The following is a 25,491-nucleotide window of genomic DNA, read 5'->3' as shown; positions in this document are numbered from 1 at the left end:
TAAGTAAAACTTGATTGTTGATATATAGCTATTTACTTGAAACTCTGTTGCTGTACTGCAACAATAGGGGCTTATCTATTTGTGGTGGCTTTATGATCAATCAAATTAATCTTACTGATATTCGCTCATTTGTACTTATTGCTCGTTTAGGGAACTTTACTAAAGCGGCGGATACGCTTGATGTCTCCCGCTCTCATGTTTCAAGACAAATAAGCAGTTTAGAAAAACACATGGGAGTAACGTTATTAATACGAACCACTCGTACTTTACGTTTGACGGAGGCCGGAAAGCATTTCTATTATCAATGTGAACAAGCCCTTCATACTATAGACCAAGCACTTTTATCTGCCGTTGATGATGTAGAAAAAGTGCAAGGAGAGATAAAAGTAAATTGTGTGGGTGGTCATATTGGTGAAGTGGTGATTGCCGAAGTGGTTAACGCATTTATGCAGCAATACCCAGAGGTTTCGATTAGTTTAGATTTCAGTAGTAATCGAGTCGATTTGATTGAAGAAGAGTTTGATATCGCCTTTCGCATGGGATCATTAGATGACTCGGGATTTGTGGCGAAAAAATTACTCGTGATTGACATGGGAACATTGGCAAGTCCTGAATATTTAACAAGGCGAGGGAGACCATTGCATCCTAAAGAGTTGAATCAACATCATTGCTTGACGGGATCTGTGCGTAAGTGGCACTTTCAATCTATGCAAACCAACGAGCATTATGACGTCACAGTAAAAGGCAATTTACAGTGTAAAAATGGTCGAGTATTAGTCGCTGGTGCATTGGCGGGGAACGGAATTATTCGAGTGCCGTTGATTTATTGTCAGCAAGAATTGGATGATGGAAAATTAGAGCAAGTGTTTGAAGAGTGGGTGATCCCGAGTGTCGATTTCTCTGCGCTTTATCATCGAGATCGTTATCAACCTAAGCGCATCAGAACCTTCATCGATTTTGTTTATGATTATTTATCACAATAAAACATGAGGTTGAGCCCTTTATTGAAAAGAATTATTGTCACTATTATCGATAGTGCTACTATTTAGGTAATGGATAATTAAGTGTTTGTTACCAGGATGGTAGTATGGGTGTTCGCGTTAAATTAGCTTTATTCCTTTTTATTTTGTTTTCAATTTCTATCGTTAGCTCTGTTTTAACGTTTAAATTAGAGTCGTATGGTGATGAAAAACTGCTCTGGGTAATTCATACCCATGATGTTATTACAAACTCAGAAAAACTGCTCAGTAGTATGAAAGACGCGGAAACGGGGCAAAGAGGCTTTCTGATAACTCAAGAGATTACCTATTTAGAGCCGTATTATACTGGCATGTCTGATGCTCAAAAAATCTTTCAAGAACTTAAAATGTTAACGAAAGACAATTCAGAACAACAACTCGCACTTGATCATATTGAGCAATCAATGATGTTAAAGTTTGATGAATTAGCGCTGACGGTTGAATTGGTGCAATACGATAATTTATCTCAAGCGCTGAAAATCGTCAAAGAAGACCGTGGTAAAGAATACATGGATGATTTAAGAGCCGACTTAACTAAATTTACGAATATTGAATTGTTGCTGTTAGAAAAAAGAAAAGGCGATTTTAAAGAAAGTAGAAGTCAGTTAGTGACCTTGATTAAAATACAGATTGTCTTTTTAGTTTGTCTTGCGATAGCGACGATTTTCTTCATGAAACGCAACTTGTTTGATCCCCTTAATTTATTACTCTCTAGTACCGAAAAAATGCGTGCAGGAGAGAAGTTAGATATTTCCGATGTGGTTGAAAAAAATGAAATGGGCCATCTATTGATGGCGTTCTTTAAGATGAATGAAGCTGTTCATGAGAAAACCGAAGTGCTTGCTTATAAGGCGCATCATGATGAATTAACCGGACTGAAAAACCGCAGCATGGTAAGTACTGAACTGCAATACGCCCTGCATCATGGTGAAAAAACAGAAACAAAAGTGGCCGTGTACTTTATTGATTTGAATAAATTTAAGCAAATAAATGACACGCTTGGTCATCAGGTCGGCGATGAGGTGTTAAAAGAAACGGCGAAATTACTGATCGAAACCGTTCGCTCTAAAGATGGTGTGTTTCGTTTAGGGGGCGATGAATTTTTAATTATTGCTCAAGACATTTCTCAACCTTCTGGTGTGAAACGATTGGGCAATAAACTATTGGACCAGTTTAAGTTTCCTACTAAAATTGAGGGTCATTCGATGATAATCTCCCCGAGTATTGGGATTGCTGTTTATCCTGATGATGCAATGAATGGAGATGATTTAATGAAGTTTGCCGACATTGCGATGTATAAAGCAAAAAATGAGAACACCGGTAGCTATAAAGAGTTTGATATAAGCATGCTTAAAAGAGAAAGTGACTAAACTCGTGGTACTTTTGGGTTTTTAGGTAATGCGATAAACCCACCATTGACTGACATTATTGTTAGCTCGATGGTGGGCTTTTTTATGCTTATTCTTTGTGATGTAGGAACTTCGTTACTCATTTTCCGCAAAACAGAATCCGTTCTTACCTAATAATTTGGCTTTATACATGGCCTTATCTGCTTTTTGTAAGGCAGACTCTAAATTTGTTTTATCTGTTGCTTCCCAATGATAAACCCCAATACTGGCAGATATTTGAGGCTTCGCATCTTTAAGTGTTATCGTCCGATTTACCGAGGTTAATAATCGATTAATGATAGAACGAATGGTTTGATCATTATTGGAGTGATCCCCGTTTAAGAAAATACCCAGCAAGAACTCATCGCCTGATAATCGGGCGACAATATCTCGTTGAGAGACACAATTACTTAACCGTTGAGCGGTGATCTTTAATAGCTCATCACCAGAGTGGTGGCCGAAAGTATCATTGACGGCTTTGAATCCATCAAGATCGAGAAATAATATATAGACCGAGTTGTGCTTTTCTCGTGCCATGAGAAGTTGTTTATACGCATTCTGTCGGTTGGCTAACCCTGTTAACAGATCGTGATTGGTTTGATAATTTAAACGTTTTAGTTCTAAAATTTGAGTTTGATCGTTAAACGAAACCACAAAAGAATCGATTTTATTATTACTGTTTTTAATTACTTTTATCGTGATAAGACAAGGTAGCCACATCGATTTTTTGATTTTACTGGTCGGGGAGGAATCACTTAAAATATCCGCATTTATTTTCAGAAAGCCTTGTTTAAGTAACAACGTTAATTCTTTTCTCGATAGGGCAAAAGGCTCACGAATACGTAAATCATGCAGGCTTTTAATTTCTCCAAAATAACGAATAAAAGCGGTGTTAAGCGCTTCGACATATAATCTTCTCGATAGAACGATTAATGAGCTTGGGTTTTGGTCAAAAATCATTTCGGCCATGCGTTGGCGCTGTTCAACAAGGTAACGAGCACTGATGTCTTCAATGTGAACCAGTGAGTGCCGCTCTCCTGAAATAGGGTATGTCGATACTTGATATTGTTGACCTGTCGCTTTATGACGGAACTCCAAAGGCAAGAGACGTTGATGATTTTCAATGTGACTTAACAGTGCAGCTAAACGACAAACGGGTTCAAAATCGGCCAATAATCGTTCAATATGAAGTTCATTAATAGCAAGTACGGTGGTGTTATTTTCAATCTCAATCTGAGGCAATAAATGGCGAGCCGCAGGGTTGTAATAAGTGACATTACGCTCGGGGGTTATCATTAGAAGGCCTTGGTCAAGAGAGTCGAGTACTTGATTAATGTAATGGTTTTTATCTTCTAATTTTTGGAATGCTTGGTTTAATTGAAAATCTCGGCTGGCCAAATTATCTAACATATCATTAAAACAATGCGTTACCTTTCCTAGTTCATCAAGGTGTTTTACTGGCAATCGATGTGAGGTAACCCCTTGCGCGATAACATCTTGCATTGAAATTAAGATCGACAATAGAGGCGTGGTCACTAGGCGATGCAGCTGATGAGCAAATACTAATGCTAACGCAGAAAGGCAAATGGTAATAAACAGAAAAATCATGACGATTTGATAGCGTTGTTCAATAATATTGTCTTTTGAAAACCAGACGTCCAGCGTACCTAATACATCGCCTTTAAGAGTGATGGGATGAGAGATTGAAAAGAAGAACGAATCAGAACAACTGAGTTGATTATTAACCCATTGGCAGTCGCTTGGTAGGCGATCTAATACCGCAAAAGCATCGTCGTCTAATGAACGAACTCTTGCTGCGATAACTTCAGGATCAAACGCGAGTGAATCCATTTGATCCATCCCTGTTTTTTTATCATCAAAGATGAGTGCGCCAGATAAGTTGCTCGCTACCCCTTGAGCTAAAATAGAGGCTCTTACTTGTAGATTTTTTGTTTGGGTTACGCCCATAAAATGAGCAACACTGACCCCGAGAATAAAAACGCCCAGTGTTAAAATTGACCAAATAGGATAAATGATTTTTTTACGCAACGGTAAAGCAGCAAACGAATGATTTCTCATCGTGTTTCCTCCTTAACAATATCTGAGACAGACAAAAGCTGAGAGCGTAATGATAATCCGGCGAGTGTCACTTGCTCTATATTAATTAACGGTTTTATGCGGTTATTACGTTTAATAAACGCAATCATCCCACCCGCTTGAATGAATTCCTTCCCTTCGCCAACCAGTAATGCATGAGGCATTTGTTTTTTTAGCATGGCAATTTTTTGAGGGTCTTTTTGAATCGTATAAACAATATGGCAGCGGCTTAGCTCACTTGATTGAGAGACATTGAAAGCGATGAATGTGGCGTTATCCGGTTTGGTATCAATCAATTTTTTTAATGTATTACTTACATCAGAGAGCGATTCTGCACAGAAATTATAGCGTTTATCAGTCGGGATAAATTCATTCCAGTTGGTTAAAAAGGCGAATCGAAATAGGTAAACGGCCTTTAAATTGTGATCCTTCACATCGGATTCGTTTGCTTGAAGAGTAAAGCTGGTCATGAACAGTGAAAAAGCAAAGACAAAGCACACCCACAACTTATGCAAAGGGGCATAAGAGGATCTATATTGAGGGTTATGTGCTTTGTTTTTCGTCATCGTTAAGTAAAGTTCCAACTTATATCAAGGTAATATTGAGTGCCATTTGCAAAAGGCGAAAATTGTTCAGGATATTCTTTTACTTGGTCATTGAATAGGTTTTCAACACTAAAAGTGAAACTTGGCCAATGTTCGGTATGTTGCCAGTTGGCAGAGACATCCCAAGTGATGAGTTCTGGCCAGACCGAACGAGTTGGATCCTCAAAATTCAGGTCATCTATTTCTCGTAAGGCGTCATCTGGATTAGATTCAGAGACATAGTTTACTACTGAAGCTACCCATATCGTTGGATGAATATCCCACATAATGTGTAAGGTGGCATAATGATTTGGGGTATTTTCAAGATCTAAGATGGGTAGCTCATTATTACCACAAATTGATCCTGCACAACTCCCCTCTATTTCTTTGTAGCTGTAATTCGCATTCACTTGTAGAGTGCGATGAGGTCGCCATTGTACGCTTAATTCACCACCGATGGTTTCTTGAGATAATGGATCAATCAATTGAGCAAACATATCATCAATGATTGTACCACTAGAGTGCTCAGAGCTGTCTGCGGTGAGATATCGGTTGCCACCTAATCCTTGATACGCACGAACGTTGTCATGTTGGCTGTAAAAAAGGCTTACATTGAATTGAACGTCGTTGTCTTGCCAATAGCGATAACCAATCTCATAAGTATCCACTGTTTCCATTTTTAGATCACGGTTACCTAAGTAATGATAAGACAATAAGTAATCATAATAATCTCGATTTCCATTTGAGTCTTCGGTATATGCACAACTACTGCAGTATTGGTTTTCTTGAAATTGAGTGTCTCGTTCTAAACGTGATGGAGTAATGATCGCGCGTCCCCACCCAGCCCATAAACGCTGATTGTCGGTGAGTTTTTGTAATGCACGAACTTGAGGCTGTGAGTACACTTCCTCAGTGATGTTGTCGTATTGCCAACGATTACCTAGAGTGATTTCGGTTGAGTCAGTGAGTTCAACGGTCCAGTTTACGTATAAAGCGTAGTTTTGGTTTAGAAAGTCGTGCTCATCAATAGTACGAACATAAGGAGATAAATACTGTTCTTCTTGGGTGAATTGAGCGTATTTTTCGTCAACCAATCGCGCATTAGCCCCAAGAGTAACGATACCCCATTGTTGAACATTAAAAGTGTATCGACTATCGAGTTCAACCCGAGTAAAGCTCGCCGGTTCATTGGTGCTGTCGGAATCACTGTACGTTAGCCATGCTTGGTTATCCCATTGATTTCCGTTATCGGCATCATGCAAATATTGAGCACCAGCAAAAAATTCTTGAGATAGCATTTCTGTGATAAAAATATCACCGTCATCTTGATGTGATGAGGGGTTTAAAAAGGCGGGTGTATAATATAACCACTGATAATCTTCACGTGATCGAATACCCCCAAATTGAACTGAAACCGTATCTTGTTGATTTTGATAATCAGCACGCAGACCAAAGCGTTCTGTTTTTACTTCTAAATGACGAAGATCGTCAAAGCGAGAATCCTCATCAGTAAATGGAGAATGATCTAAGAGTTCAACATAGCCAGATAAGTGGGTGTTTTCACTTATTTGAGCACGGTGGTGTGCCTTGTATTCTCTATAGTCATAATTACCGACAGAAGCGCTTATTTGTGCTTTAGGGGCATTTTCTGCGTCTTTGGTAATAATGTTCACAACACCATTGACGGCATTGCCTCCCCACATCGTTCCTACTGGCCCTAAAACGACTTCGATGCGATCAATATTATCCAGACTGACGGGTAATAAATCCCAATTAACCCCTGAATACATTGGGTTTACGGCACTTCGGCCATCAATCATAACAAGCAGTGTATTATTTTCACCTTGGTTTTTACTGCGAGAAGATACCGTCCAATCGTAGTCTGAGTATTTAGTTACATGAAGCCCAGGCGCTAAAACCAGTACATCCGCAATAGATCGAGCCGATGATCGCTCGATTTCCTTTGAGGTAATAACGTGCACCGAAGCGGGCACTTCTGACAAACTGAGAGAGGTTTTGGTGGCGGTGATGATTTTAGTATCAGCGAGAGAATCAAGAGGCATATTAAGTAAAGCGTCTAATTCATCGTATTGTTCAACGGCCATTAATGATGGCGATAAGAGCGTAATTAAAAGGGGAAAAAAAACAAAGCGGGATAGATTCTGCATGGTGGCTCTTCTGTGAGTATTCATTCATATCGACATGATATTTACCGAAAAAGTAAATAGTCCTGTTAATATTTTGACTTCTTTCTCAAAATTAAGATAGTCATGTGAAATGAATTTTATTACTTGCGTCTAAAAACAAGAAATTAATTTAGCCATAAAGTGGTAGTAGTTTTGATGCGGGGAATATTAGGGAAAACGACGGTAAACAAGTTGATTTATTTGAGTGTTTTTCCGTCAATATTTACGTGTTTTGTTAGAACAGAGATTAGGAAAAAAAGAGTGTTGATATTAAGTGGTTATTTACCTCGTATTTATGGTGGTAAAAATACAGGTGTTATCTCGAAAGGGAAAAATAGTGAGGGACGTCACAATTTTAATAAGGGATTATCTCGTTTTCTCATTACTACTAAATGACTTATATCACAGTTAATTAACTGTCAATTGGCGTTTGTTATTGCAGATCACGATTACTGTTTTATATTTTTTTATCGTAATTGTGTGCTATGCCTAATTTAAGGGCTTGAATTGTTTCTTAACTAAAATTTGTAATAAATTTACGTATCAATATTGTGAGTACGATTCTTTTATTCTGATTGACTCGATGCTTTGCGAGATCCTCATCACGAAATCCACGCTGTTGCCCTGCCTCCCTATATTTATTAATAATAGCTATATCAATAAAACAAACCATAAGGGCACCTCATGCTATACGATTTAATTGACCATGATCTCATTGATGTTGTTAATGACCAAAGTTATACGTGGGAAGAGGCAGTGAAAACAACCACTTGTTACTTAGAAGCGAAAGGGTATGTCACTGCTGATTACGCTGACGCGATCATTCAATCAACGATTGATAATGGCCCTTATTATGTTCTTTGTCCAGGGATAGCAATGCCTCACGCTCGTCCTGAGTCTGGTGTATTAAAGACTGGGCTAGGTATCCATATTTTTCCAAACGCGATTGATTTTGGTTCTGACCAAGGGCCTGCAAATATCTTATTCACTCTTGCTGCCACCGATTCGGATACTCATATTGAAGTGATTCAAGCACTCAGTGAAATGTTGGTGGATGAAGACAGTATTACTAAATTAATTGGGGCCTCTTCGAAAGATGAAATCCTCAATATTATTAGCTCTTATTAGTAGAAGGAATATTACGTGACAATGAATACGAGAGCAAAAGTGCAAGCCTTTGGTGGGTATTTAACTGCCATGGTATTGCCAAATATTGGAGCCTTTATTGCTTGGGGCTTTATCACGGCTTTATTTATTCCAACAGGATGGTTACCGAACGAGCAGTTTGGTGAGATTGTTGGACCAATGATTACTTATTTACTGCCTTTGCTTATTGGTTATACCGGTGGTCAACTTGTTGGTGATAAGCGCGGTGCGGTTGCCGGAGCTATCGGTACGATGGGCGTCATTGTTGGTGCAGATATTCCTATGTTTGTTGGCGCAATGATCATGGGGCCGTTAAGTGCTTGGGCCATTGTGCAGTTTGATAAAAAAATTGAACATAAAATCCCATCAGGGTTTGAAATGGTAGTGAACAATTTCTCGTTAGGCATTATTGGTATGATTTTTTGCCTACTTGCGTATGAAATTGTAGGCCCTGCGGTGACGGCGGCGAATCTGTTTGTGAAATCAGGGATTGAAGCCTTGGTTGCGACAGGCTACTTACCTCTACTGGCGGTGATTAATGAACCCGCAAAAGTGTTATTTCTAAATAACGCCATCGATCAAGGGATCTATTATCCTCTTGGCCTTCAAGCGGCGGCTGAAACCGGTAAATCCATCTTTTTCATGGTGGCATCAAATCCAGGTCCCGGTTTAGGTCTGCTATTGGCTTTTGCTAAATTTGGTCAAGGCTTGAGTAAACGTTCTGCGCCTAGTGCCATCATTATTCATTTCTTTGGTGGTATTCATGAGCTGTATTTTCCATATGTGTTAATGAAACCAATCATGATTTTGGCGGTAATTGCGGGTGCGGCAACGGGCATTGCAACCTTTAATATGCTTGATGCGGGTTTAGTGGCTGGGCCGAGTCCGGGTTCTATCTTCTCTTATTTGGCTTTAACACCAAAAGGCGGCTTTATGGCGACGATTGCCGGGGTTGCAACAGCGACGATTGTTTCTTTCTTAGTGGCTAGTGCGATTCTGAAAATCAGCAATAAAACAGAGTCAGAAGAAGAGTTCGAAGAATCAGTTGTTGGGATGAAAGAAATGAAAGCAGAAGGCAAAGCACAACCTACAACTCAAATAATAACCGAAAAAACAGAGACGACACCAATTCAGTTTGTTGCGTTTGCTTGTGATGCTGGAATGGGATCAAGTGCGATGGGGGCATCGACCTTTAAGCGAAAATTGGTTCAAGCAGGCTATGACATTGAAGTTAAACATTTTGCGATAGAAAAAGTACCAAGTAATGCCGATGTGGTGGTCACGCATGAAAGCCTAAAAGATCGAGCGATAAAAGCAACAGGACTGCCCGTAATTACGATTACTAACTTCTTAAATGACCCTGCACTCAATGAGCTACTGAATAAAATTGAGCAGCAACAGGCATAACCTAATTTAATTTTTGAGGGGTGGGTAACGCCCCTCCATTTGGAGACACTATCATGGTTCAAACAACGGCAGCGGTTATTTGTGGTGAAAAAAACATCCAATTAAGAACGTTCGACTTACCACAAATTTCGGCGGATGAATTATTAGTAAAAAATATATCAAACAGTATCTGTCTATCTACCTATAAAGCGGCATTGCTTGGTAGTGAGCATAAACGTGTACCTGAAAATATCAGTGATGTACCTGTGATTACTGGCCACGAATATGCCGGTATTATTGTTGAGGTAGGGAGCAATTTAAAAGACCAATTTACAGCGGGTCAATCATTTGTACTTCAACCTGCAATGGGATTACCTACGGGATATTCAGCAGGCTACAGCTATGAAACGTTTGGTGGGAATGCCACCTATTCGATTATTCCTAACATTGCCATTGAACTAGGCTGCGTGCTTCCTTATCAAGGGTCTTATTATGCTGATGCTTCCCTTGCCGAACCAATGTCATGCATTATTGGTGCGTTTCATGCGAGTTATCACACCACGCAATACATCTATGAACATGAAATGGGCATCAAAGAGGGCGGGACGTTAGCACTATTAGCGTGCGCTGGCCCAATGGGAATTGGAGCGATTGATTATGCGATTAATGGTCCTGTGAAGCCGAGACGTATTGTTGTCACTGATATTGATGAAGATCGCCTGTCGCGTGCAGAGATACTTATTCCGGTCAGTGCAGCAAAAGCACAAGGGATTGAGTTGATTTACGTGAATACCATTGAGATGGATGATCCCGTCGCTTATCTAAAATCCCTGAACGATGATCAAGGCTATGATGATGTCATGGTATACGCCGCGGTAGCTCAAGTATTAGAGCAAGCGGACTCATTATTAGGTAATGATGGGTGTTTGAACTTTTTTGCTGGCCCAACAGATAAAGAATTTAAAGTGCCATTTAATTTTTATAATGTTCATTATGAATCGACACATATCGTCGGTACATCGGGTGGTTCAAAAGGGGATATGTTGGAGTCTTTAGCGCTTTCTTCTGAAAGTAAAATTAATCCATCGTTTATGATCACACACGTTGGTGGACTGCAAGCGGCTCCCCATACTATTTTAAATCAGCTGACTATCCCCGGAGGGAAAAAACTGATTTATCCACATATTGATTTGCCGTTAACTGCGATTGATAATTTTAAATCTTTAGCTGAACAAGACCCGTTTTTTGCAGAGTTAGACGTTATCTTAGCGAAAAATAATTACGTTTGGAGTGAATGCGCTGAAAAGGCATTATTAGAGTTTTATGATGTGAACTTAACGGTTTAGTTATAAGGAACTTATATGGTAGCCTTTTAGGTTGCCATATAAATAGAGAGGTTTTGACGTTGTCACAAAAAGTTGAATTGTTAGAAAAATTGGATGAATGCGAGAACGCGACCTGTTTTCTCCAAGTTTCAAACAAGTTAATTAACCTCAAGCTAAAAGCATTACTTCCAAGCGTCTTTGTTCAAGACAAATTAGTGATGGAATATGCTGTGGGGCCACTTTTAAAAGAAGATGGTCCATTAGTTACCACTGATGTGATATCGAAACTGATCTTTGCGATGGGTAGAATTTCTTTAGAAACCTACGCCGATATCGGGTTGTATGGCCAAGTTTTAGAATACGCACAAAGCCAATCAAGCAATATATTATTTAATGATGACATGATATATGACTTTATTGCGAATCAAGCGGTGCTCTCTACACAGCAAGATAGCTTTTATATTGAATCGATCAATCAATTAAAGTTTTCTTCTTTTGAAGTTTTTTCTCAAATGAGATATGAATCTCTGATCAAAACAGTGCTTAAACTGTCTTGTGAAATGTTGCTAGAAAAAATAGAAGAGGAAGTTACGAAGTAAGGTTTCGCAATGAAAGTGAACTTAAACGTTAGTGGTTTTGATACAGAAGCTTTTTTTTCGAATAAAGACATCGCTAAAATTCATAAACCTTTAGTCGAGAAATTTACGCGCTTATATCAAGAACAAGAAGAAAGAGTCATTGTCTTTTTGTGTGCGCCTCCTGGCAGTGGAAAATCAACATTAGCCGCATTTTGGGAATACTTATCTCAACAATCTCCTCAATTAGAGCCATTACAAGTCCTTCCTTTTGATGGGTTTCATTACACGAATGAAATTTTAGAAAGTAATACCATTCGACGAAACGATGAAACGATATCCCTTAGGCGCATTAAAGGGGCGTCTGAAACGTTTAATTTGACCGATCTTATTGATAAATTAAAGCAGTTAAAAGCCCGTTCCCCAAAATGGCCATATTATGATCGTAATTTACACGATCCCGTTGATGATGCGATTCAAGTGGATAAAAATATTGTGGTGGTTGAGGGCAATTGGCTTTTACTGAATGAACCTGTGTGGTGTGATTTATACAAACTCGCTGATTTTACCGTCTTTATTGATACCGATGCGGACTTTCTTAAGGAACGTTTAGTGAATCGAAAAATAAGAGGCGGTGTATCAGAAGAAGATGCCATCGCTTTTTATGAAAGTTCGGACGCCATTAATGTCAATAAAGTATTAACTCAATCCGTTCGTGCTGATTTGAGTTTATACATGAATAAAAATGGCTCATTTGATATCCAATAGGAGAGCGTCATGAATATTGTTGTAGATACTCATACTCTTGCTAGTGGTCATGCTTATAGCACGATCATTGAAAATGCGCAGTCGGCGCAGAGTAAAGGGTTAGCACTTCTTTGTACGACGGATCATGCACCAGAGATGCCCGGAGCCCCTCATTATTGGTTTTTCAACAATCAACGAATTTTACCCCGCTTTCTTCATCAGGTAGGTATTATTCGTGGTGTCGAAGCCAATATAATTAATATCGAAGGGGAGATAGATCTCCCAACCTCTTCTGATCAGCATTTAGATTGGGTGATAGCAAGTTTGCATGAACCTGTTTTTGCTCCAACAAATGAGAAAGAACATACTGCGGCGCTTATTCATGTGATTAAGAGTGGGCGTGTTGATGTTTTAGGTCATTTAGGAAATCCTAATTACCCTTTTGATATTGAAAAAGTGTTGCGATGTGCGAAAGAACACATCGTGGCAATCGAGGTGAACAATACGTCGTTAACAGGAAAGAGCCGCAAAGGCAGTGATGTTCGTTGCGATAAGATTGTGGCTATCGGGAAAGAGATTGGCGTGTATTTTACGACAGGATCGGATGCCCACTTTTGTGAGGAAATCGCACAGTTAGATTTGGCGGTTGCGTTACTTGAAAAATACGATGTTGAAGATGAAAAAATACTGACCACATCAACGGCTCGTTTTCTTGATTTTTTATTGCGTCGAGGAAAGGCCGTTATTCCAGAGTTTGAAGCGTTGTATTGATATAAAATCAGCCTGTTATTTTTTGTAAATAGCAGGCTGATTTAAATGTAATGACTCGGTTTATTAGGCGGTTTTCATTTGTAATCTCGCGACAGGGCGATCGTTGATTGGTAAATGAATTAATGCTGCGCAGAAAGCCAATACAACCGTTGACCACCAGATGGGTTCATAAGAGCCATAGTAATCATAAATCCGACCTCCAGCCCACGCGCCTAAAAAACTCCCTACTTGATGAGTAAAAAACACTAACCCGTAGAGCGTTGAAAGGTAGCGAGCCCCAAACATTTGGCGAACTAAGCCTGAGGTTAATGGCACTGTGCCTAACCAACAAAACCCAATCGCACCGCCAAAAATAGCGGCGGTATGCTCAGTAACCGGAAGTGTTACAAATGCCCCAATCACGACAGTACGCATAAAGTAGAGTGCAGACATTACGTGGCGCTTGCTGTACTTATCCCCCATTACACCCCAAAAGTAAGAACCGAAGATATTGAAAATACCGACATAAGCCAATGCCATTGCTGCGCTTGATGCCGGTAGATGTTTATCAGCAAGGTAGCTTGGTAAATGAGTCGCAATGAACATCACATGAAAGCCACAAACAAAGAAACCAGCGTGAATCAACCAATAGCTTTTATTGGCGAAGGCTTCTTTTAAGGCTTCGGTTAACGTTTGATGGTTTTCTTCTATGGTCTGTTGAGCACTTGGTTTGTCTGTTTTCATGAAGATCGCAAAGGCGACAATTAACGTAGATAGCATTGCAAAAGCTTGCATTGCAAATTGCCAATTAAAGTTATGCAATAACGTTTGAGCACCAGGGATCATCGCAAACATACCAAATGATCCTGCCGCTGTAGTTAACCCAAAGGCTTTTGCAGCGTGTTCAGCAGGAACCACTTTTGCTACCGTACCTAAAATAATCACATAGCTTGTGGCGCTTAGCCCTAAGCCAACAAGTGCGCCTAAAGAAAGGTAGAGCATGCTTGGTTCTGTGGCTAGAGAGGTTAAGACTAAACCCAAAGCATAAGAAATCGACCCAATAATAATAATGCGTTGTGATCCCCATTTATCAGCTGCCATGCCAACGAAAGGTTGAAAAACGCCGAACAATAAATTTTGTAATGCAATAGCAAAGCTAAAAAATTCACGACCCGTTTGGAAGTGCTCGGAAATTGGCCTCATAAAAATGCCAAATGATTGTCTGATCCCTAGACTGATAATTAGAATCCCGATCCCAAGCCATACTAATGGTGGAAAGCGAAAAATACTCATAATGTGCTCTTAATGGTGATGGTGAGAGTGATGACTATCCATACTGCCTGTTTGTTGATGACAGCCACTATTAACGGCTTGCTCGGCGAGAAGATCGAGTAAGGGTTGATAATGGTGAACAACAATTAGAGTTAGTACTAATAGAATGGTCATTCTCAATAATTGAGCGAAAATGGATTGTGAAAACATGCTGCGCTCTTAGGGTTAAAAATAAGAGCGCGAATAGTAGGGAAAGGGAGTTAATGAAGCAAATGACTATTTGTAAGGATCGCTATGCATATTTTGCATAGTTAACCTGAATAAAGGGAGGCGAGTGTTTTTCTCTTGAGTGGGTGAGAGCATTACCTCATAGAAGGAAAAATTACATTTTCAATTTGGCTGTTTAATAATAGGTTTCTACGTATTATTGGGTTTACCGCGGCTAATGTTGCCGTAATACCAGGAAAGCCATCGTTGTTTGCTTTTAGTTCAACATAAGCCACGTTGTTCTTTATTTCAAAATGAGTGACTTGTCCCGCTTCTTTAAAACTGTCTGCAAAGATCGCTTGAGCACTTTGTTGTGTTAGATCTTTTAATGATGTTGCATCGATACAGGTATTATCAAACACCACAGAATGAAGAGGAAGCTCTCCGCCTTGTTGTGCATAAATCGCCATGTCATGTCGATAGGTATCAATATCTTGAGGAAGAGAAAGAAGGTATTGATTCGCCGAACATACCCCGGTTGTATTTTTAATATCTTGCTGGCAGCTTGTTAATAACGTAAATAAGGGTATTAAAGGTAATACGGCTTTCATTAGCATGATGCTCTTAAATAAGGTGGTGTCTGTTTATCAACAGTCTATACGTTAAGTCTATAGAGCTAATGCCGTGTTATCTAGAGCATTAGGTGTCTTGATTTTAATAACAATGCCAGTATTTTTATAATTATCACTTATTTAGACTTAACTATTGATAGAAAAGACTTAACAAGGCAATACCTTTGTTTTTTTGATTGAAATTCGATTAATTATTTTATGTGAATTATTTCTTTTTGGCGTATTTTTACAATATTGCCAGTGTAATTATTCGTATTATCATCGGAAATTACAGAGAGGAACAAGACATGACAACAATATTTAAAGCCGCATTCATTTTTATTGCTCCAGAAACGAAGGTAGACACCAATTCGTCATGGGTGTTAACGCCAGAAGTTCACGTGAAAACACTCGCGGTATCAAGCTATCAAGAAGCGTGTGACTCTATTGATGGGCTTGAAAAAGAAGGCATTAGAGCCATTGAACTGTGTGGTGGTTTTGGTCAGCAAGGTGTTGCTGAAATAGCGAAAGCAGTCGCAGGACGTATGCCTATTGGAGTGGTTCGTTTTGATCATCATCCCTGTTTAGGTAACGTCAGTGGAGACGCATTATTTTTACCTAAATAGTTATTATTAGCGTTATCATTTACTGTTAAGGTGATTTACATTACTATCCGCATTACTTTATATCGATCTAATCTGGCAGTTTATTTTTTTGCATATTATTCGCATTAAACCGAAACCGTTACTTTCTCCTTTTATTGCGCATTATTGGTTATGGCAAAGTACGCACCATCCTTATGTACCTGATATTTTACCCGGCACAGGGGCTGAACTATTAATTAATCTTGGTGAACCATTGGTTATTTCACACCCATTTCATCATCAATTATTAATGGGGCAAAGTTTACTTGTTTGTCCACGAAGAGCGACGTTTAAATTTGAAACTACTGGGGGAAGTAAACTTATTTCAGTGAGATTTCGTTCTAGTGGGTGTTATTCTATCTTTGGTATTCCGATGGATGAATTGTCGGATAAAATTATCGATATGTACCAGTTTTTGCCAGAGAGCTTAATTGAACGCCTCATTATGAAGGTTAATGATCTCGATAAAATACAGTTGCTTGAGTCATGGTTTATTGGGTTGCTCAATCCTAAACTTACTACGTCATCTGGTATTACTTGGGCTATTGATAAGACATATTATCAACAGAACCACCAAGGTATAAGCGGATTACAATTAGAAGTTAATATGAGTAAGCGAACCCTTCAGCGTAAATTTAAGTTGTATACCGGTGTTGATGCTAAGTATTTTGAGCGTACTGCTCGATTTCAATCCACATTACGTACACAACTTAACGGGACAAGTAATAATTATGTCGACATTGCCTTAGATAATGGGTATTACGATCAGCCACACTTTATTAAAGAGTTCCGGTACTTTACGGGTATGTCGCCTAAAAAGTACCTCATAAAAGCCAATTTTATGTTGAATCACTACAATAAGTAATAACGGTTCAATCGTTAGTTATTTGGTTAGATATAAATAATCGAGATTTTATACTGCTAAATACCATATTAATAATAAGTATATATTCACTTTTTAGATGAATTATATTATTTTTTATTCAATGTTACTTAAATCTAAGTTTTACTCACTATCACTGAGTATGAACTTATCACTCGATTAATATAAGGATAAGAACGTTAATTTACTCTAAATACTCATTTTATATTAGAACATATCTTATTTAGAGTTATTACTTTATCGCTTGCTATTCGAAATAATTATGATTATCAAAAGAAATAATCAATAAAAATAAACTGATCGTACTCATTAACAATGTGTAGGGTTTTTATTTAAAGGACAAAATTATGAACAATAAAAAAAGTAGATTATCTTCTCTTGCTTTATGCTCGTTATTGGGGGGAATGTATTCACCATTATCTCTTGCTGTTGAAGGGAATGATGTTGAGGCGAGTGATGCGCCTTATATGGTGTATTTAAAAGATGCTCACTGTAGTGGAACGCTAATAGCACCGAGAACCGTGCTAACTGCGGCGCATTGTGTGCCAGTTAGCTCGATAGGCAGTTATGTGTATTTATTGCACTCAAGAGGGGAGGATTATGCACATAATGGCATTAAAGTTAAGGTTGTTAATGACTACACTGCCACGCATATTTATAGCCCTAACGGGAAATATGATCGAAGTAAATTTGATGATATTGCGATTCTAGAGTTAGAAAGCATGCCTGATGAGGCCACCTGGTTACCTGTTGCTTCTGGCTCTATTAAACTCGGTGCAGAGGTGTACCCAATTGGTTATTCAACATCAAACTTAAAACAAATGCCAGTTCCCGCACGTGTTGTAGCAAAGAGTAATACACCTGATTATGTAAGAGAAGCATTCATGCGCTATTGCCCTGATTCTGTGTATTTTTCTCGTGAATATTTTACACAGGAATACCCGTTCTCTAGTGTAGTCAATTGTAATTGGCGTGAAGCATCGCATGAAAGATGGGTTGAATTTGGATTTTATGTGCAAAACTCACACTCGATAGCAATAGAAAATCCACCGCTTGATCCGTCTGATAAGCGATGGTCAATGAATGAGTTTGGTACGGTCGAAACCAAATACTCAACCTTCAGAGGAGACAGCGGTGGTCCGCTTATTTATGGAGGTAAGATTTACGGTGTTGTGAGTACGGGGACGGATACTTACAGTCAAATAATGAACGTTGCTACTTATTATGCAGGATTTACTCGACCTGGTATTTTTGAGTGGATTGTTGATACCGTTAAAGACATTCAAACGCGTTCTGATCAGAATGCAATCGTCTTCCCTGAGAACTAAGAAAGAGTCATTCTTTAGTTAGATCGTTAACATCTAATATAAAGAGCGAAGATGTCTATTTATTCTCCGTTTTATCTAGGTTCGTTATTATTTTTAGCGGTAAAAATATAATACTCGATAGCTCGTTGGATTACTCATTATGTATATTATTTACGCATTGTTCGTCATTTATATTGAGGATCTTCCCCTTCTTTAATTGACAATATATGCTGATTTGGATTTTATTAAGAATATGAAATTTATTAACACATTAGTTATTTTAAGCACGTTATTTATTGCTACTTTTTCTCAAGCTAAAGACGTTCGACGGTTTTATGCCGGTGTTGGTGTTGGGACGACCACGCTAAATGATTTTGATGATTTATTGGGTGATGATGTACTTGAAGGTGAAGAGGATGGAAATACCTTTAAGTTTATTGCCGGTTATCAGTTCAACAGAGTGGTTGCCATCGAAGCTCAATACACCAGATATGGTGATATTAACTTCGCAGCTCCTTTATTAGGGACTGGGAATAAAACGGTATACAGTTGGTCACCAGAATCGTTATCCATCGCGGCAAATGTGGGTTATACGTTTCGTAATGGCTTACGAGTTTTTGGTATAACGGGTTTATCGTCGGTTGATATTAATCAATCGGTTAAGGTTTTCAATAAAGATAAATTTGTTGGATTTCATTATGGCGCAGGCGTTGAATATACCCCACCTCGATTGAATGTTCTTAGTTTCAGAGTGGGTTATGAAGCCGACTTATTCTTCATGGAGAACGAAGTAACTTATCATTATTCTAATACTACAATTTCTGAAGATCACTTTCTTAACTTAAGCTCTCTGTACATGAGTGCAACGTATACCTTCTAGATTTTTAATCTAACTAAAGGCGGTGCTTAACAGCATCGCCTTTATTTTTTATGACCGTTATTGTTCTTATTAGAGTCGGGGAGTGGAAATAGTAATTTGTTTATTATTTTAAAATTCAGTTTTTGAACGAGTAATTTCATTCTCAAACAATCCAATATTTCCTGATTTTATCATTTGTACCATTGATTGAAATAATGCACGAATCCTATCAATATTTCCGGCATTAGCTCTTGTGCATAAATTCCCAAGCACAGAGTTTGCTAACCTCATTAGCCGAGCTCTATTTGGCCCAGAGACATACCTTTTTATTGTATTTTTTATTACAAATAATTCACCAGTAGCTAATGCTTCAGGTGGTTGATTTGCCAAGAAGGCTTCGGCTTGTTCTTGATACATAGTTGCTCTCCAAAATAATTATATTGTTTAAATAATGATCATATCAAAAATCGAAATGAAAAATTCACTGAAAGGCTAGGCATTATTACTATTTTAATATGTACATTATGCTTAATTTAAAATGGATATATTAAATCTATAAGATATCTACTTTTCTTTGAGTGTATGAATTATTGACTGAATAGAAACATCATAAAATAAACGGTGGTAAGTCGTAATACCTCCTGCTGGTGATAGATTTTTGCTCATTATCATTAAAACAATGAAATATAATCATAAAATTGATTAATTGTTATTCGATAATTCACTCTGTGTTCACTCACGATTAATTAATATAAGTAATGATAGCATTGAACTTATTGATAAATTTAATGCCATACAATCTATTGAATAGAAGTGTCAATAGCATACTGTTGATTAAGATTGTTTAGGTGCTGCTAATTATGTTGAGTGTTTTTTTATATTATTAATTCGATACAACAATATTGGGTTTAAATTACAATGAAAAGGTTATGGATAAAGTAACTATGCGAAAAATAAGTTTGTGTGGCTTAAAGCCAGTATTAATATTTTGTGTGACAATTATTGTTATTTTAACATTAAGTCGGTTAGGACTTTCCGTTTGGCTTCATGAGCGAGTCTCTGATGCGTCTGGATGGGGACCTATTTTCTTGCAAGGGTTACGTGTTGATATTGCCAGTTTATGTTGGTTATTTATTTTACCAGCGGCGTTATCGGCTTTGCTTCCAACAACGGGTATCGTTGGGCGGATCTGGACAATTATATTGCGTATTTGGCTTGTTGCTGGATTATGGATTTTTGTCTATATGGAGTTGGCAACGGTTCCTTTTATTCAAGAATATGACTTAAGACCCAATCGATTATTTGTTGAGTATTTAATTTATCCAAAAGAAGTCTTTAGTATGCTTTGGTCTGGTTATAAATTAGAGTTGGCTATTGGTGTTATCGGTTCATTTTTGACGTTGTTTTTTGGTTGGAAATTAAGTGGTTATGCCGTAAGAAATAATAGAATGCCAGCCTTTTATTGGCGCCCTTTAATTGCAGCTCTTGTTATTGTCGTCAGTGTTATGGGGGCTCGTTCATCGTTAGGACATCGACCTTTAAACCCCGCTGCGGTTTCATTTTCAACGGATCCGCTAATGAATGACTTAGTGTTGAACTCTTCTTATTCTGTCATTTTTGCAATAAAGAACATGAGTTCTGAAAAAAATGCAAAAGCGTATTATGGCAAAATGTCGGATAAAGAAATTGTTGATTTAGTTAGACAGTCTTCAGGTATTTCGGGGAAATATATCGATGATTCAACCACATTAAATTTCAACCCTGCAAGTTATAAAGGACCTAAACGAAACTTGGTTATTTTATTGCAAGAAAGCTTGGGGGCTCGCTTTGTTGGTGGACTCGGAGGATTACCATTAACCCCAAACCTTGATAAATTATTAACCGAGGGGTGGAGTTTCAACCAAATGTACGCCACTGGAACACGCTCTGTTCGGGGGATTGAAGCGGTAACAACGGGCTTTCCTCCTACACCATCTCGTGCTGTTGTTAAGTTAAGTAAAAGCCAAACGGGTTTCTTTAATATTGCTGGGTTACTTTCTCAACAAGGGTATACGACTCAATTTATTTATGGTGGTGAAAGCCATTTTGATAACATGAAAAGCTTTTTCTTAGGTAACGGATTCCAACGAATTGTTGATGAGAAAGATTATAGTAATCCTGTGTTTAAGGGCTCTTGGGGGGCGTCGGATGAAGATTTGTATAAGATGGCTGATAAGCAGTTAACCGAGCTTAACAAAGAAGGAAAACCGTTCTTTAGTCTTGTTTTTACGTCAAGTAATCACAGCCCATTTGAGTATCCAGATGGTCGTATTAAGCAATATGACGAAAAGAAAAATACACGAAACAATGCCGTTCAATATTCAGACTATGCGTTAGGGAAGTTCTTTGAAAAAGCGAAGAAATCAGAGTATTGGGATAATACGGTGTTTCTTATTATTGCGGATCATGATTCTCGTGTCAGTGCGTCTGAGCTAATCCCTGTTGACCGATTCCGTATTCCGGCACTGATTATAGGGAAAGACATCAAACCTCGTGAAGATGAACGTTTAGCGAGCAATATGGATATGCCATCAACGCTATTATCATTAATGGGGGTTCCGGCATTGTCTCCAATGATTGGACACGATTTAACAAAACCATTAGCTCGTGATAATGAACGAGCAATGATGCAGTTTGCGAATAATTTTGGTTATTTAACGCGAGATAATTTGGTGGTGTTGACCCCTGAAAATGACCCCGTTGCTTATGATTACGATTTTGTGACGAAAAAACAGACGCCAGTAGAGGTGAGTCAAAGGGTTCAAGAGTTAGCGAAAGCGTATGGTTTGTGGGGAAGTCTTGCTTACAATAAAAACTTGTATGGCATGCCAAGCACCGAACAATTTAATCAGGTTTTACAATCAGAAAGTAATCAATAATATAATAATGGTTTAATCAAAAATGGCCTTCTTTATGAGAGAGGAGGCCATTTTTTTGTTCTTTTATATGAGTAAATAGCTGTTTCTACCAGCCTCTTTTACTGCGTACAATTGTTCGTCCGCTTTTTGAAAAAGCTTATTTACATCATTTAATTCTGACCCATACTGAAGTTGGGTATTAATTCCGCCAATTGATAAGCTTAAACGATCAGAATATCGTGATTCCGGATTACTTAGGTTCTTTGCATACAGCTCATTGCGTAAGACTTCAATTTTTTCCTTAATGAGATCAGAGGATTGATCAAAACAAATAATCAAAAACTCATCACCACCGTAGCGGAATAAATAATCATTCTGATGATGGAATGCGTGTTGTATTAAGTGGCTAAGCGTTCTTAATGCGTCATCCCCTTCTAAGTGTCCATGCACATCGTTGTATTTCTTGTAATCATCTAAGTCCAACATTAAGACTGAGATTTGTTTCTGTTCGTCTAACGCCGTTTTACACAATGAGGGAGTTATCTTATCTAATTGATAACGGTTATAAAGCCCTGTTAAAGGATCGGTTCTTGATAGCTTATCCAGCGTTTCATTGGCTTTTTCTAATCGTTCTCTTTGTTTTAGATTTTCAAGAGATACCGCAATAAAACTCGCTAAATGTTCAATCAAATGACGGTGATGTTGATGGTATTGATTTGCTGATGGGTGCTGAACAGACAATAAACCAAGCACATCATCTTTTAAGATAATAGGCGTCAGAATAATAGAGTGAACCTCTCTGCTATTATCACGCTTAACTAAATCTTTTTCTTTACGCTGCTCATGATCAACAAAAGGCGCTAAAGAGTCGTCCGTTACCGTATTTAAATGGACAGTAGTTCGATTCTTAATGACGTACGTGCCAACCGTTTTGTATTTTTTACAGTCAATTGTTAGCTGAGGTACCAGTTTGTTTGTATCTACAAAATAACGATAATCTAGAAGGTCTTTTTCTTTATCGTACAGCGCTATCCCAAATTCAAAGGTGGGTAGAATGGTATTGATTTTGGTTAGTATGTTATTCAGTGAACCCTTTAAATCGGTTGTCGTAGCAATGTATTGACCAATCTCTGTGATTGCCCCCATGTGTTCCTGCATGTGTGCTAAAACCTGTTGATTCTGACTGTCTTCAATCCGATCGACATTTTTAATTAGGGCATTATTTTCGTGTTTTTTAAACTGACTTAATGCTTTTTCTGCAGCAAAAATATGCTGTTGTTGAGTGGCAATTAAGGCATCCCATTGCTGTGATTTTTGATGTAATTTTTCTAAGGTATCAGTAAAAATGCTATAAAATCCATAGTTATTATTTGAATTTACTTGTAATTGTATCTTGTGACATAACGCCAATGCTTTTTCGTTTTGATTGATACTTTCAAGGTATTTAGCAAAGAAAATATTATTTTCTAAGCGATTATGTTTGTCGTGAATATGGATGTAAATCAGCTCAGATTGCTCAAAATACGTCATGATTTTATCTTGATCTGCGTGTTTTTGCTTTGCCATTATTTGTGCTAAGTACCCATAAGACAGCGCTAAAATACGTTTGTTTTCTTGTGTTTTGGCAATGTTTTTTGCTTGATGAATAAACCCAATGGCATCATCAAAATGTTGTAAATGTCCGCAAGCATAACCAAGATTGAGTAAACAAATAGCCAAGTTGAGTTGATGATTGGCGTTGTTAGAGGCAGAAATTCCCTGCTTGGCATAATTAACGGCTTGTGTATATTGCTCTAAACAAAGATACATGTCGCTGATATTGCAATACACCAATGAGCGAATGTTATCGTCAAGTAGGTGTATATTTTCAAGGACTTCTTTATAAAGATCGTACGCAGAAGCGTATTGTTCAGCATCAATATAAAGTGAGGCCAACATGGCATTAATGTAGACTCTAAGCAGTATTTCATCGTCAGTTAATGAAGCTAAACACGCCGTGTAAGCGTGAATAGCCTTGTCTATTTCATCGTGTCTGTCGTGCGTGTATGCCTCTAAAAAAGAGGTAATACTTGGTGGGCACGGTGAAGCGAGATCTAAGCAGATAAGCTTAATCTTTTGTTTTGCTTTTTCTAAGCCGCTCACACCAGGATAATGTTGTATTCTGGTGACTATTCCCATGATTTGAGAATAAACATGATCACGCATATTGTGCCCCGTTGCTATTGATTTGTTACTTTACGGTACTGAGTATTCTACAGCAAGTGATAATGGGTCAATAGGACAGGATTAACACAATTTAGAGATTAACTGTTGAGTGTTTAATCAATTAAAAACTGGAGCCGGGTTCTGAAAGAAACTCAATTTCTTCTGCTGTACTTTTTCTACCTAATATCGTGTTCCGGTGAGGGTAGCGGCCAAAGCGATCAATGATTTTTTTGTGTTTTAACTCAAACTCATGATTGCCTTCTCGATGTAGTGATTTAAAAAGAATGACGGCTTCATCATGAATGACTTTCGATTCACTGTGCATGTAAGGCATATAAAGAAAGCTGCGTTGCTCTTCTGATAACATCTTGTCTGCGCCAATCGAAATGGCTTCTTGGGCTAGGGCTAAAGCAAGGGGATCTTGAGAGAAAGCCTGAGGCGTGTTGCGATAAATATTACGAGAAAATTGGTCAAGAACGATAATTTCAGCGAGACGTCCTAGAGGATCTGCTCGCCAAGAGAACAGTTCGGCGTGAGAGGCTTGTTTTAGTAATGCTAAAAAGCGCTGCTGTATTTGTTTATCGAGTTGTTCGTTACCGACAAACCAATCTTTAGGCTCTAGTTCTTCAAACCAAAATTTGATGATTTCTTGATACATAATACCTTCTTTGCCTGTTGGGTGAGTGTGTAAAGTATAACTTGGAATATTACTGTCTTTCATTTTCATTATGTATAACTGGTTTTATGTCTAGTAAATGAAAAAAACAGAATAAATACACCCTTATGGTTACCTTCTTACTCTATTTTTATCTAAGCTTAGAATAAGAAAATAAAATAGTATCAAGGCAATAAAAAGGATGTGACATGAAAGGAATTATATTTTCAGAATTTTTAGAGTTAGTAGAAGACACGTTTGGTTTAGAAATCTGCCAAGAAATGCTTGATCAAAATAATGATGAAGGGGCTTACACTTCGGTTGGAACCTATGATCATAAAGACTTAGTTAAATTGATTATTTCATTGAGTAAATTGACGGGCATTAGCATTGAAGATTTACAAGAAGTGTATGGTAAGTCGGTATTCTTAACCTTGTTTGACAGTATGCCTGGTTTAAAAGGCAAATCGTCATCGACGTTTGAATTTATTAAACAAGTAGAAAACTACATTCATGTAGAAGTTAAGAAACTTTACTCTGATGCAAACCCCCCTCAATTTACCTTTATCTCCAGTACTGAATCTGAAATGGTGATGGACTACATTTCTGCTCGCTGCTTCTCTCATGTTTGTTTTGGTTTAATTCAAGGGTGTGCAGAGTTCTTCAATGAAAAAATTGATATACAAATGATACCAATTCAAGAAGACGGATCTCAAGTTCGTTTTACCTTAAAAAAGCAGTAATGTTT

The 25,491-nt window shown here is 38.1% G+C and carries 23 protein-coding genes; 14 read left to right on the top strand and 9 right to left on the bottom strand.

The features are described 5' to 3' along the window. Positions 1 to 92: 92 nt before the first annotated feature. On the top strand, positions 93 to 983 hold the full coding sequence (locus A6E04_RS10230; RefSeq protein WP_023602719.1) for a LysR family transcriptional regulator: 891 nt from the start codon (positions 93 to 95) through the stop codon (positions 981 to 983). Positions 984 to 1,087: 104 nt separating this feature from the next. Then, on the top strand, positions 1,088 to 2,389 hold the full coding sequence (locus A6E04_RS10225; protein ID WP_065611207.1) for a diguanylate cyclase domain-containing protein: 1,302 nt from the start codon (positions 1,088 to 1,090) through the stop codon (positions 2,387 to 2,389). Between the two features lie 114 nt (positions 2,390 to 2,503). On the opposite strand, the gene A6E04_RS10220 is transcribed toward A6E04_RS10225, so the two are convergent. From A6E04_RS10220 to A6E04_RS10210, 3 genes are read right to left on the bottom strand one after another with little or no spacing between them, the layout of a single operon-like run. Continuing rightward, the gene (locus tag A6E04_RS10220) at positions 2,504 to 4,486 is read right to left on the bottom strand and encodes a putative bifunctional diguanylate cyclase/phosphodiesterase (protein WP_065611205.1); all 1,983 of its coding nucleotides are present in this window, start codon (positions 4,484 to 4,486) and stop codon (positions 2,504 to 2,506) included. After that, positions 4,483 to 5,070 (bottom strand): YfiR family protein, encoded by a 588-nt coding sequence (locus A6E04_RS10215; RefSeq protein WP_083198973.1) that lies wholly within the window; start codon positions 5,068 to 5,070, stop codon positions 4,483 to 4,485. Before A6E04_RS10215 ends, A6E04_RS10220 begins: the two co-directional genes overlap by 4 nt. A 2-nt stretch (positions 5,071 to 5,072) precedes the next feature. Next, positions 5,073 to 7,256, bottom strand: a complete 2,184-nt coding sequence (locus tag A6E04_RS10210; RefSeq protein WP_065611203.1) for a TonB-dependent receptor plug domain-containing protein — start codon at positions 7,254 to 7,256, stop codon at positions 5,073 to 5,075. Positions 7,257 to 7,958: 702 nt separating this feature from the next. Between A6E04_RS10210 and A6E04_RS10205 the strand changes: the two genes are divergently transcribed. Genes A6E04_RS10205 through A6E04_RS10180 form a run of 6 tightly spaced genes read left to right on the top strand, consistent with a single transcriptional unit; the run spans position 7,959 to position 13,224 of the window. After that, positions 7,959 to 8,402: a PTS sugar transporter subunit IIA gene (locus A6E04_RS10205; protein WP_017021120.1), complete on the top strand. Its 444-nt coding sequence runs from the start codon at positions 7,959 to 7,961 to the stop codon at positions 8,400 to 8,402. Positions 8,403 to 8,417: 15 nt separating this feature from the next. Then, the gene (locus A6E04_RS10200; protein ID WP_017021119.1) at positions 8,418 to 9,827 is read left to right on the top strand and encodes a PTS mannitol transporter subunit IIBC; all 1,410 of its coding nucleotides are present in this window, start codon (positions 8,418 to 8,420) and stop codon (positions 9,825 to 9,827) included. A 53-nt stretch (positions 9,828 to 9,880) separates the two neighbouring features. Beyond that, on the top strand, positions 9,881 to 11,152 hold the full coding sequence (locus tag A6E04_RS10195; RefSeq protein ID WP_017021118.1) for a zinc-binding dehydrogenase: 1,272 nt from the start codon (positions 9,881 to 9,883) through the stop codon (positions 11,150 to 11,152). Positions 11,153 to 11,211: 59 nt separating this feature from the next. Further along, positions 11,212 to 11,730 carry an MltR family transcriptional regulator gene (locus tag A6E04_RS10190; RefSeq protein WP_023602716.1) on the top strand — a complete coding sequence of 173 codons (519 nt, stop codon included), beginning with the start codon at positions 11,212 to 11,214 and terminating at the stop codon, positions 11,728 to 11,730. A gap of 9 nt (positions 11,731 to 11,739) precedes the next feature. Further along, complete coding sequence (locus A6E04_RS10185) at positions 11,740 to 12,474, top strand: nucleoside/nucleotide kinase family protein (protein ID WP_023602715.1); 735 nt, start codon at positions 11,740 to 11,742, stop codon at positions 12,472 to 12,474. 9 nt (positions 12,475 to 12,483) lie between these two features. Beyond that, positions 12,484 to 13,224, top strand: a complete 741-nt coding sequence (locus A6E04_RS10180) for a phosphatase (protein ID WP_065611201.1) — start codon at positions 12,484 to 12,486, stop codon at positions 13,222 to 13,224. A gap of 63 nt (positions 13,225 to 13,287) precedes the next feature. Here A6E04_RS10180 and A6E04_RS10175 read toward each other — a convergent pair whose 3' ends face one another. The 3 genes from A6E04_RS10175 to A6E04_RS10170 all read right to left on the bottom strand — a co-directional run bounded on the left by A6E04_RS10175 (position 13,288) and on the right by A6E04_RS10170 (position 15,299). Next, complete coding sequence (locus A6E04_RS10175; protein WP_065611199.1) at positions 13,288 to 14,496, bottom strand: MFS transporter; 1,209 nt, start codon at positions 14,494 to 14,496, stop codon at positions 13,288 to 13,290. Positions 14,497 to 14,505: 9 nt separating this feature from the next. Beyond that, complete coding sequence (locus tag A6E04_RS20945; RefSeq protein ID WP_083198970.1) at positions 14,506 to 14,685, bottom strand: hypothetical protein; 180 nt, start codon at positions 14,683 to 14,685, stop codon at positions 14,506 to 14,508. Positions 14,686 to 14,837: 152 nt separating this feature from the next. Continuing rightward, on the bottom strand, positions 14,838 to 15,299 hold the full coding sequence (locus tag A6E04_RS10170) for a hypothetical protein (RefSeq protein ID WP_017022549.1): 462 nt from the start codon (positions 15,297 to 15,299) through the stop codon (positions 14,838 to 14,840). Positions 15,300 to 15,601: 302 nt separating this feature from the next. Here A6E04_RS10170 and A6E04_RS10165 point away from each other — a divergent pair, with 302 nt between their 5' ends. The 4 genes from A6E04_RS10165 to A6E04_RS10150 all read left to right on the top strand — a co-directional run bounded on the left by A6E04_RS10165 (position 15,602) and on the right by A6E04_RS10150 (position 19,007). Beyond that, positions 15,602 to 15,919, top strand: a complete 318-nt coding sequence (locus A6E04_RS10165) for a DUF6506 family protein (protein WP_017022550.1) — start codon at positions 15,602 to 15,604, stop codon at positions 15,917 to 15,919. Positions 15,920 to 16,007: 88 nt separating this feature from the next. Beyond that, on the top strand, positions 16,008 to 16,802 hold the full coding sequence (locus tag A6E04_RS10160) for an AraC family transcriptional regulator (protein WP_017022551.1): 795 nt from the start codon (positions 16,008 to 16,010) through the stop codon (positions 16,800 to 16,802). 365 nt (positions 16,803 to 17,167) lie between these two features. Continuing rightward, a complete protein-coding gene (locus A6E04_RS10155; RefSeq protein ID WP_017022552.1) occupies positions 17,168 to 18,148 on the top strand; it encodes a trypsin-like serine protease in 981 nt (326 codons plus the stop codon). A gap of 232 nt (positions 18,149 to 18,380) precedes the next feature. Next, positions 18,381 to 19,007, top strand: coding sequence for a porin family protein (locus A6E04_RS10150; protein WP_023602710.1), 627 nt, complete (start codon positions 18,381 to 18,383; stop codon positions 19,005 to 19,007). A gap of 108 nt (positions 19,008 to 19,115) precedes the next feature. Here the strand turns inward: A6E04_RS10150 and A6E04_RS10145 are convergent, their stop codons facing one another. Continuing rightward, the gene (locus A6E04_RS10145) at positions 19,116 to 19,403 is read right to left on the bottom strand and encodes a hypothetical protein (protein ID WP_017022554.1); all 288 of its coding nucleotides are present in this window, start codon (positions 19,401 to 19,403) and stop codon (positions 19,116 to 19,118) included. Positions 19,404 to 19,930: 527 nt separating this feature from the next. Between A6E04_RS10145 and A6E04_RS10140 the strand changes: the two genes are divergently transcribed. Beyond that, a complete protein-coding gene (locus A6E04_RS10140) occupies positions 19,931 to 21,904 on the top strand; it encodes an LTA synthase family protein (RefSeq protein ID WP_065611279.1) in 1,974 nt (657 codons plus the stop codon). A 63-nt stretch (positions 21,905 to 21,967) separates the two neighbouring features. Here A6E04_RS10140 and A6E04_RS10135 read toward each other — a convergent pair whose 3' ends face one another. Together A6E04_RS10135 and A6E04_RS10130 are read right to left on the bottom strand one after the other, a co-directional pair. Then, positions 21,968 to 24,088, bottom strand: a complete 2,121-nt coding sequence (locus A6E04_RS10135) for a sensor domain-containing diguanylate cyclase (protein ID WP_065611197.1) — start codon at positions 24,086 to 24,088, stop codon at positions 21,968 to 21,970. A 121-nt stretch (positions 24,089 to 24,209) separates the two neighbouring features. After that, on the bottom strand, positions 24,210 to 24,746 hold the full coding sequence (locus tag A6E04_RS10130) for a DUF924 family protein (protein ID WP_065611277.1): 537 nt from the start codon (positions 24,744 to 24,746) through the stop codon (positions 24,210 to 24,212). A 206-nt stretch (positions 24,747 to 24,952) separates the two neighbouring features. On the opposite strand from A6E04_RS10130, the gene A6E04_RS10125 reads away from it, so the two are divergent. Further along, on the top strand, positions 24,953 to 25,486 hold the full coding sequence (locus A6E04_RS10125; protein WP_017022558.1) for a heme NO-binding domain-containing protein: 534 nt from the start codon (positions 24,953 to 24,955) through the stop codon (positions 25,484 to 25,486). Positions 25,487 to 25,491: the final 5 nt, after the last annotated feature.

It is taken from the genome of Aliivibrio logei (assembly GCF_001691055.1).
In the GTDB taxonomy this organism is placed as follows: Bacteria; Pseudomonadota; Gammaproteobacteria; order Enterobacterales; family Vibrionaceae; genus Aliivibrio; species Aliivibrio salmonicida.
Note: the sequence above shows the minus strand (reverse complement) of the source record. Positions and strands in the feature narration are given on the sequence as shown.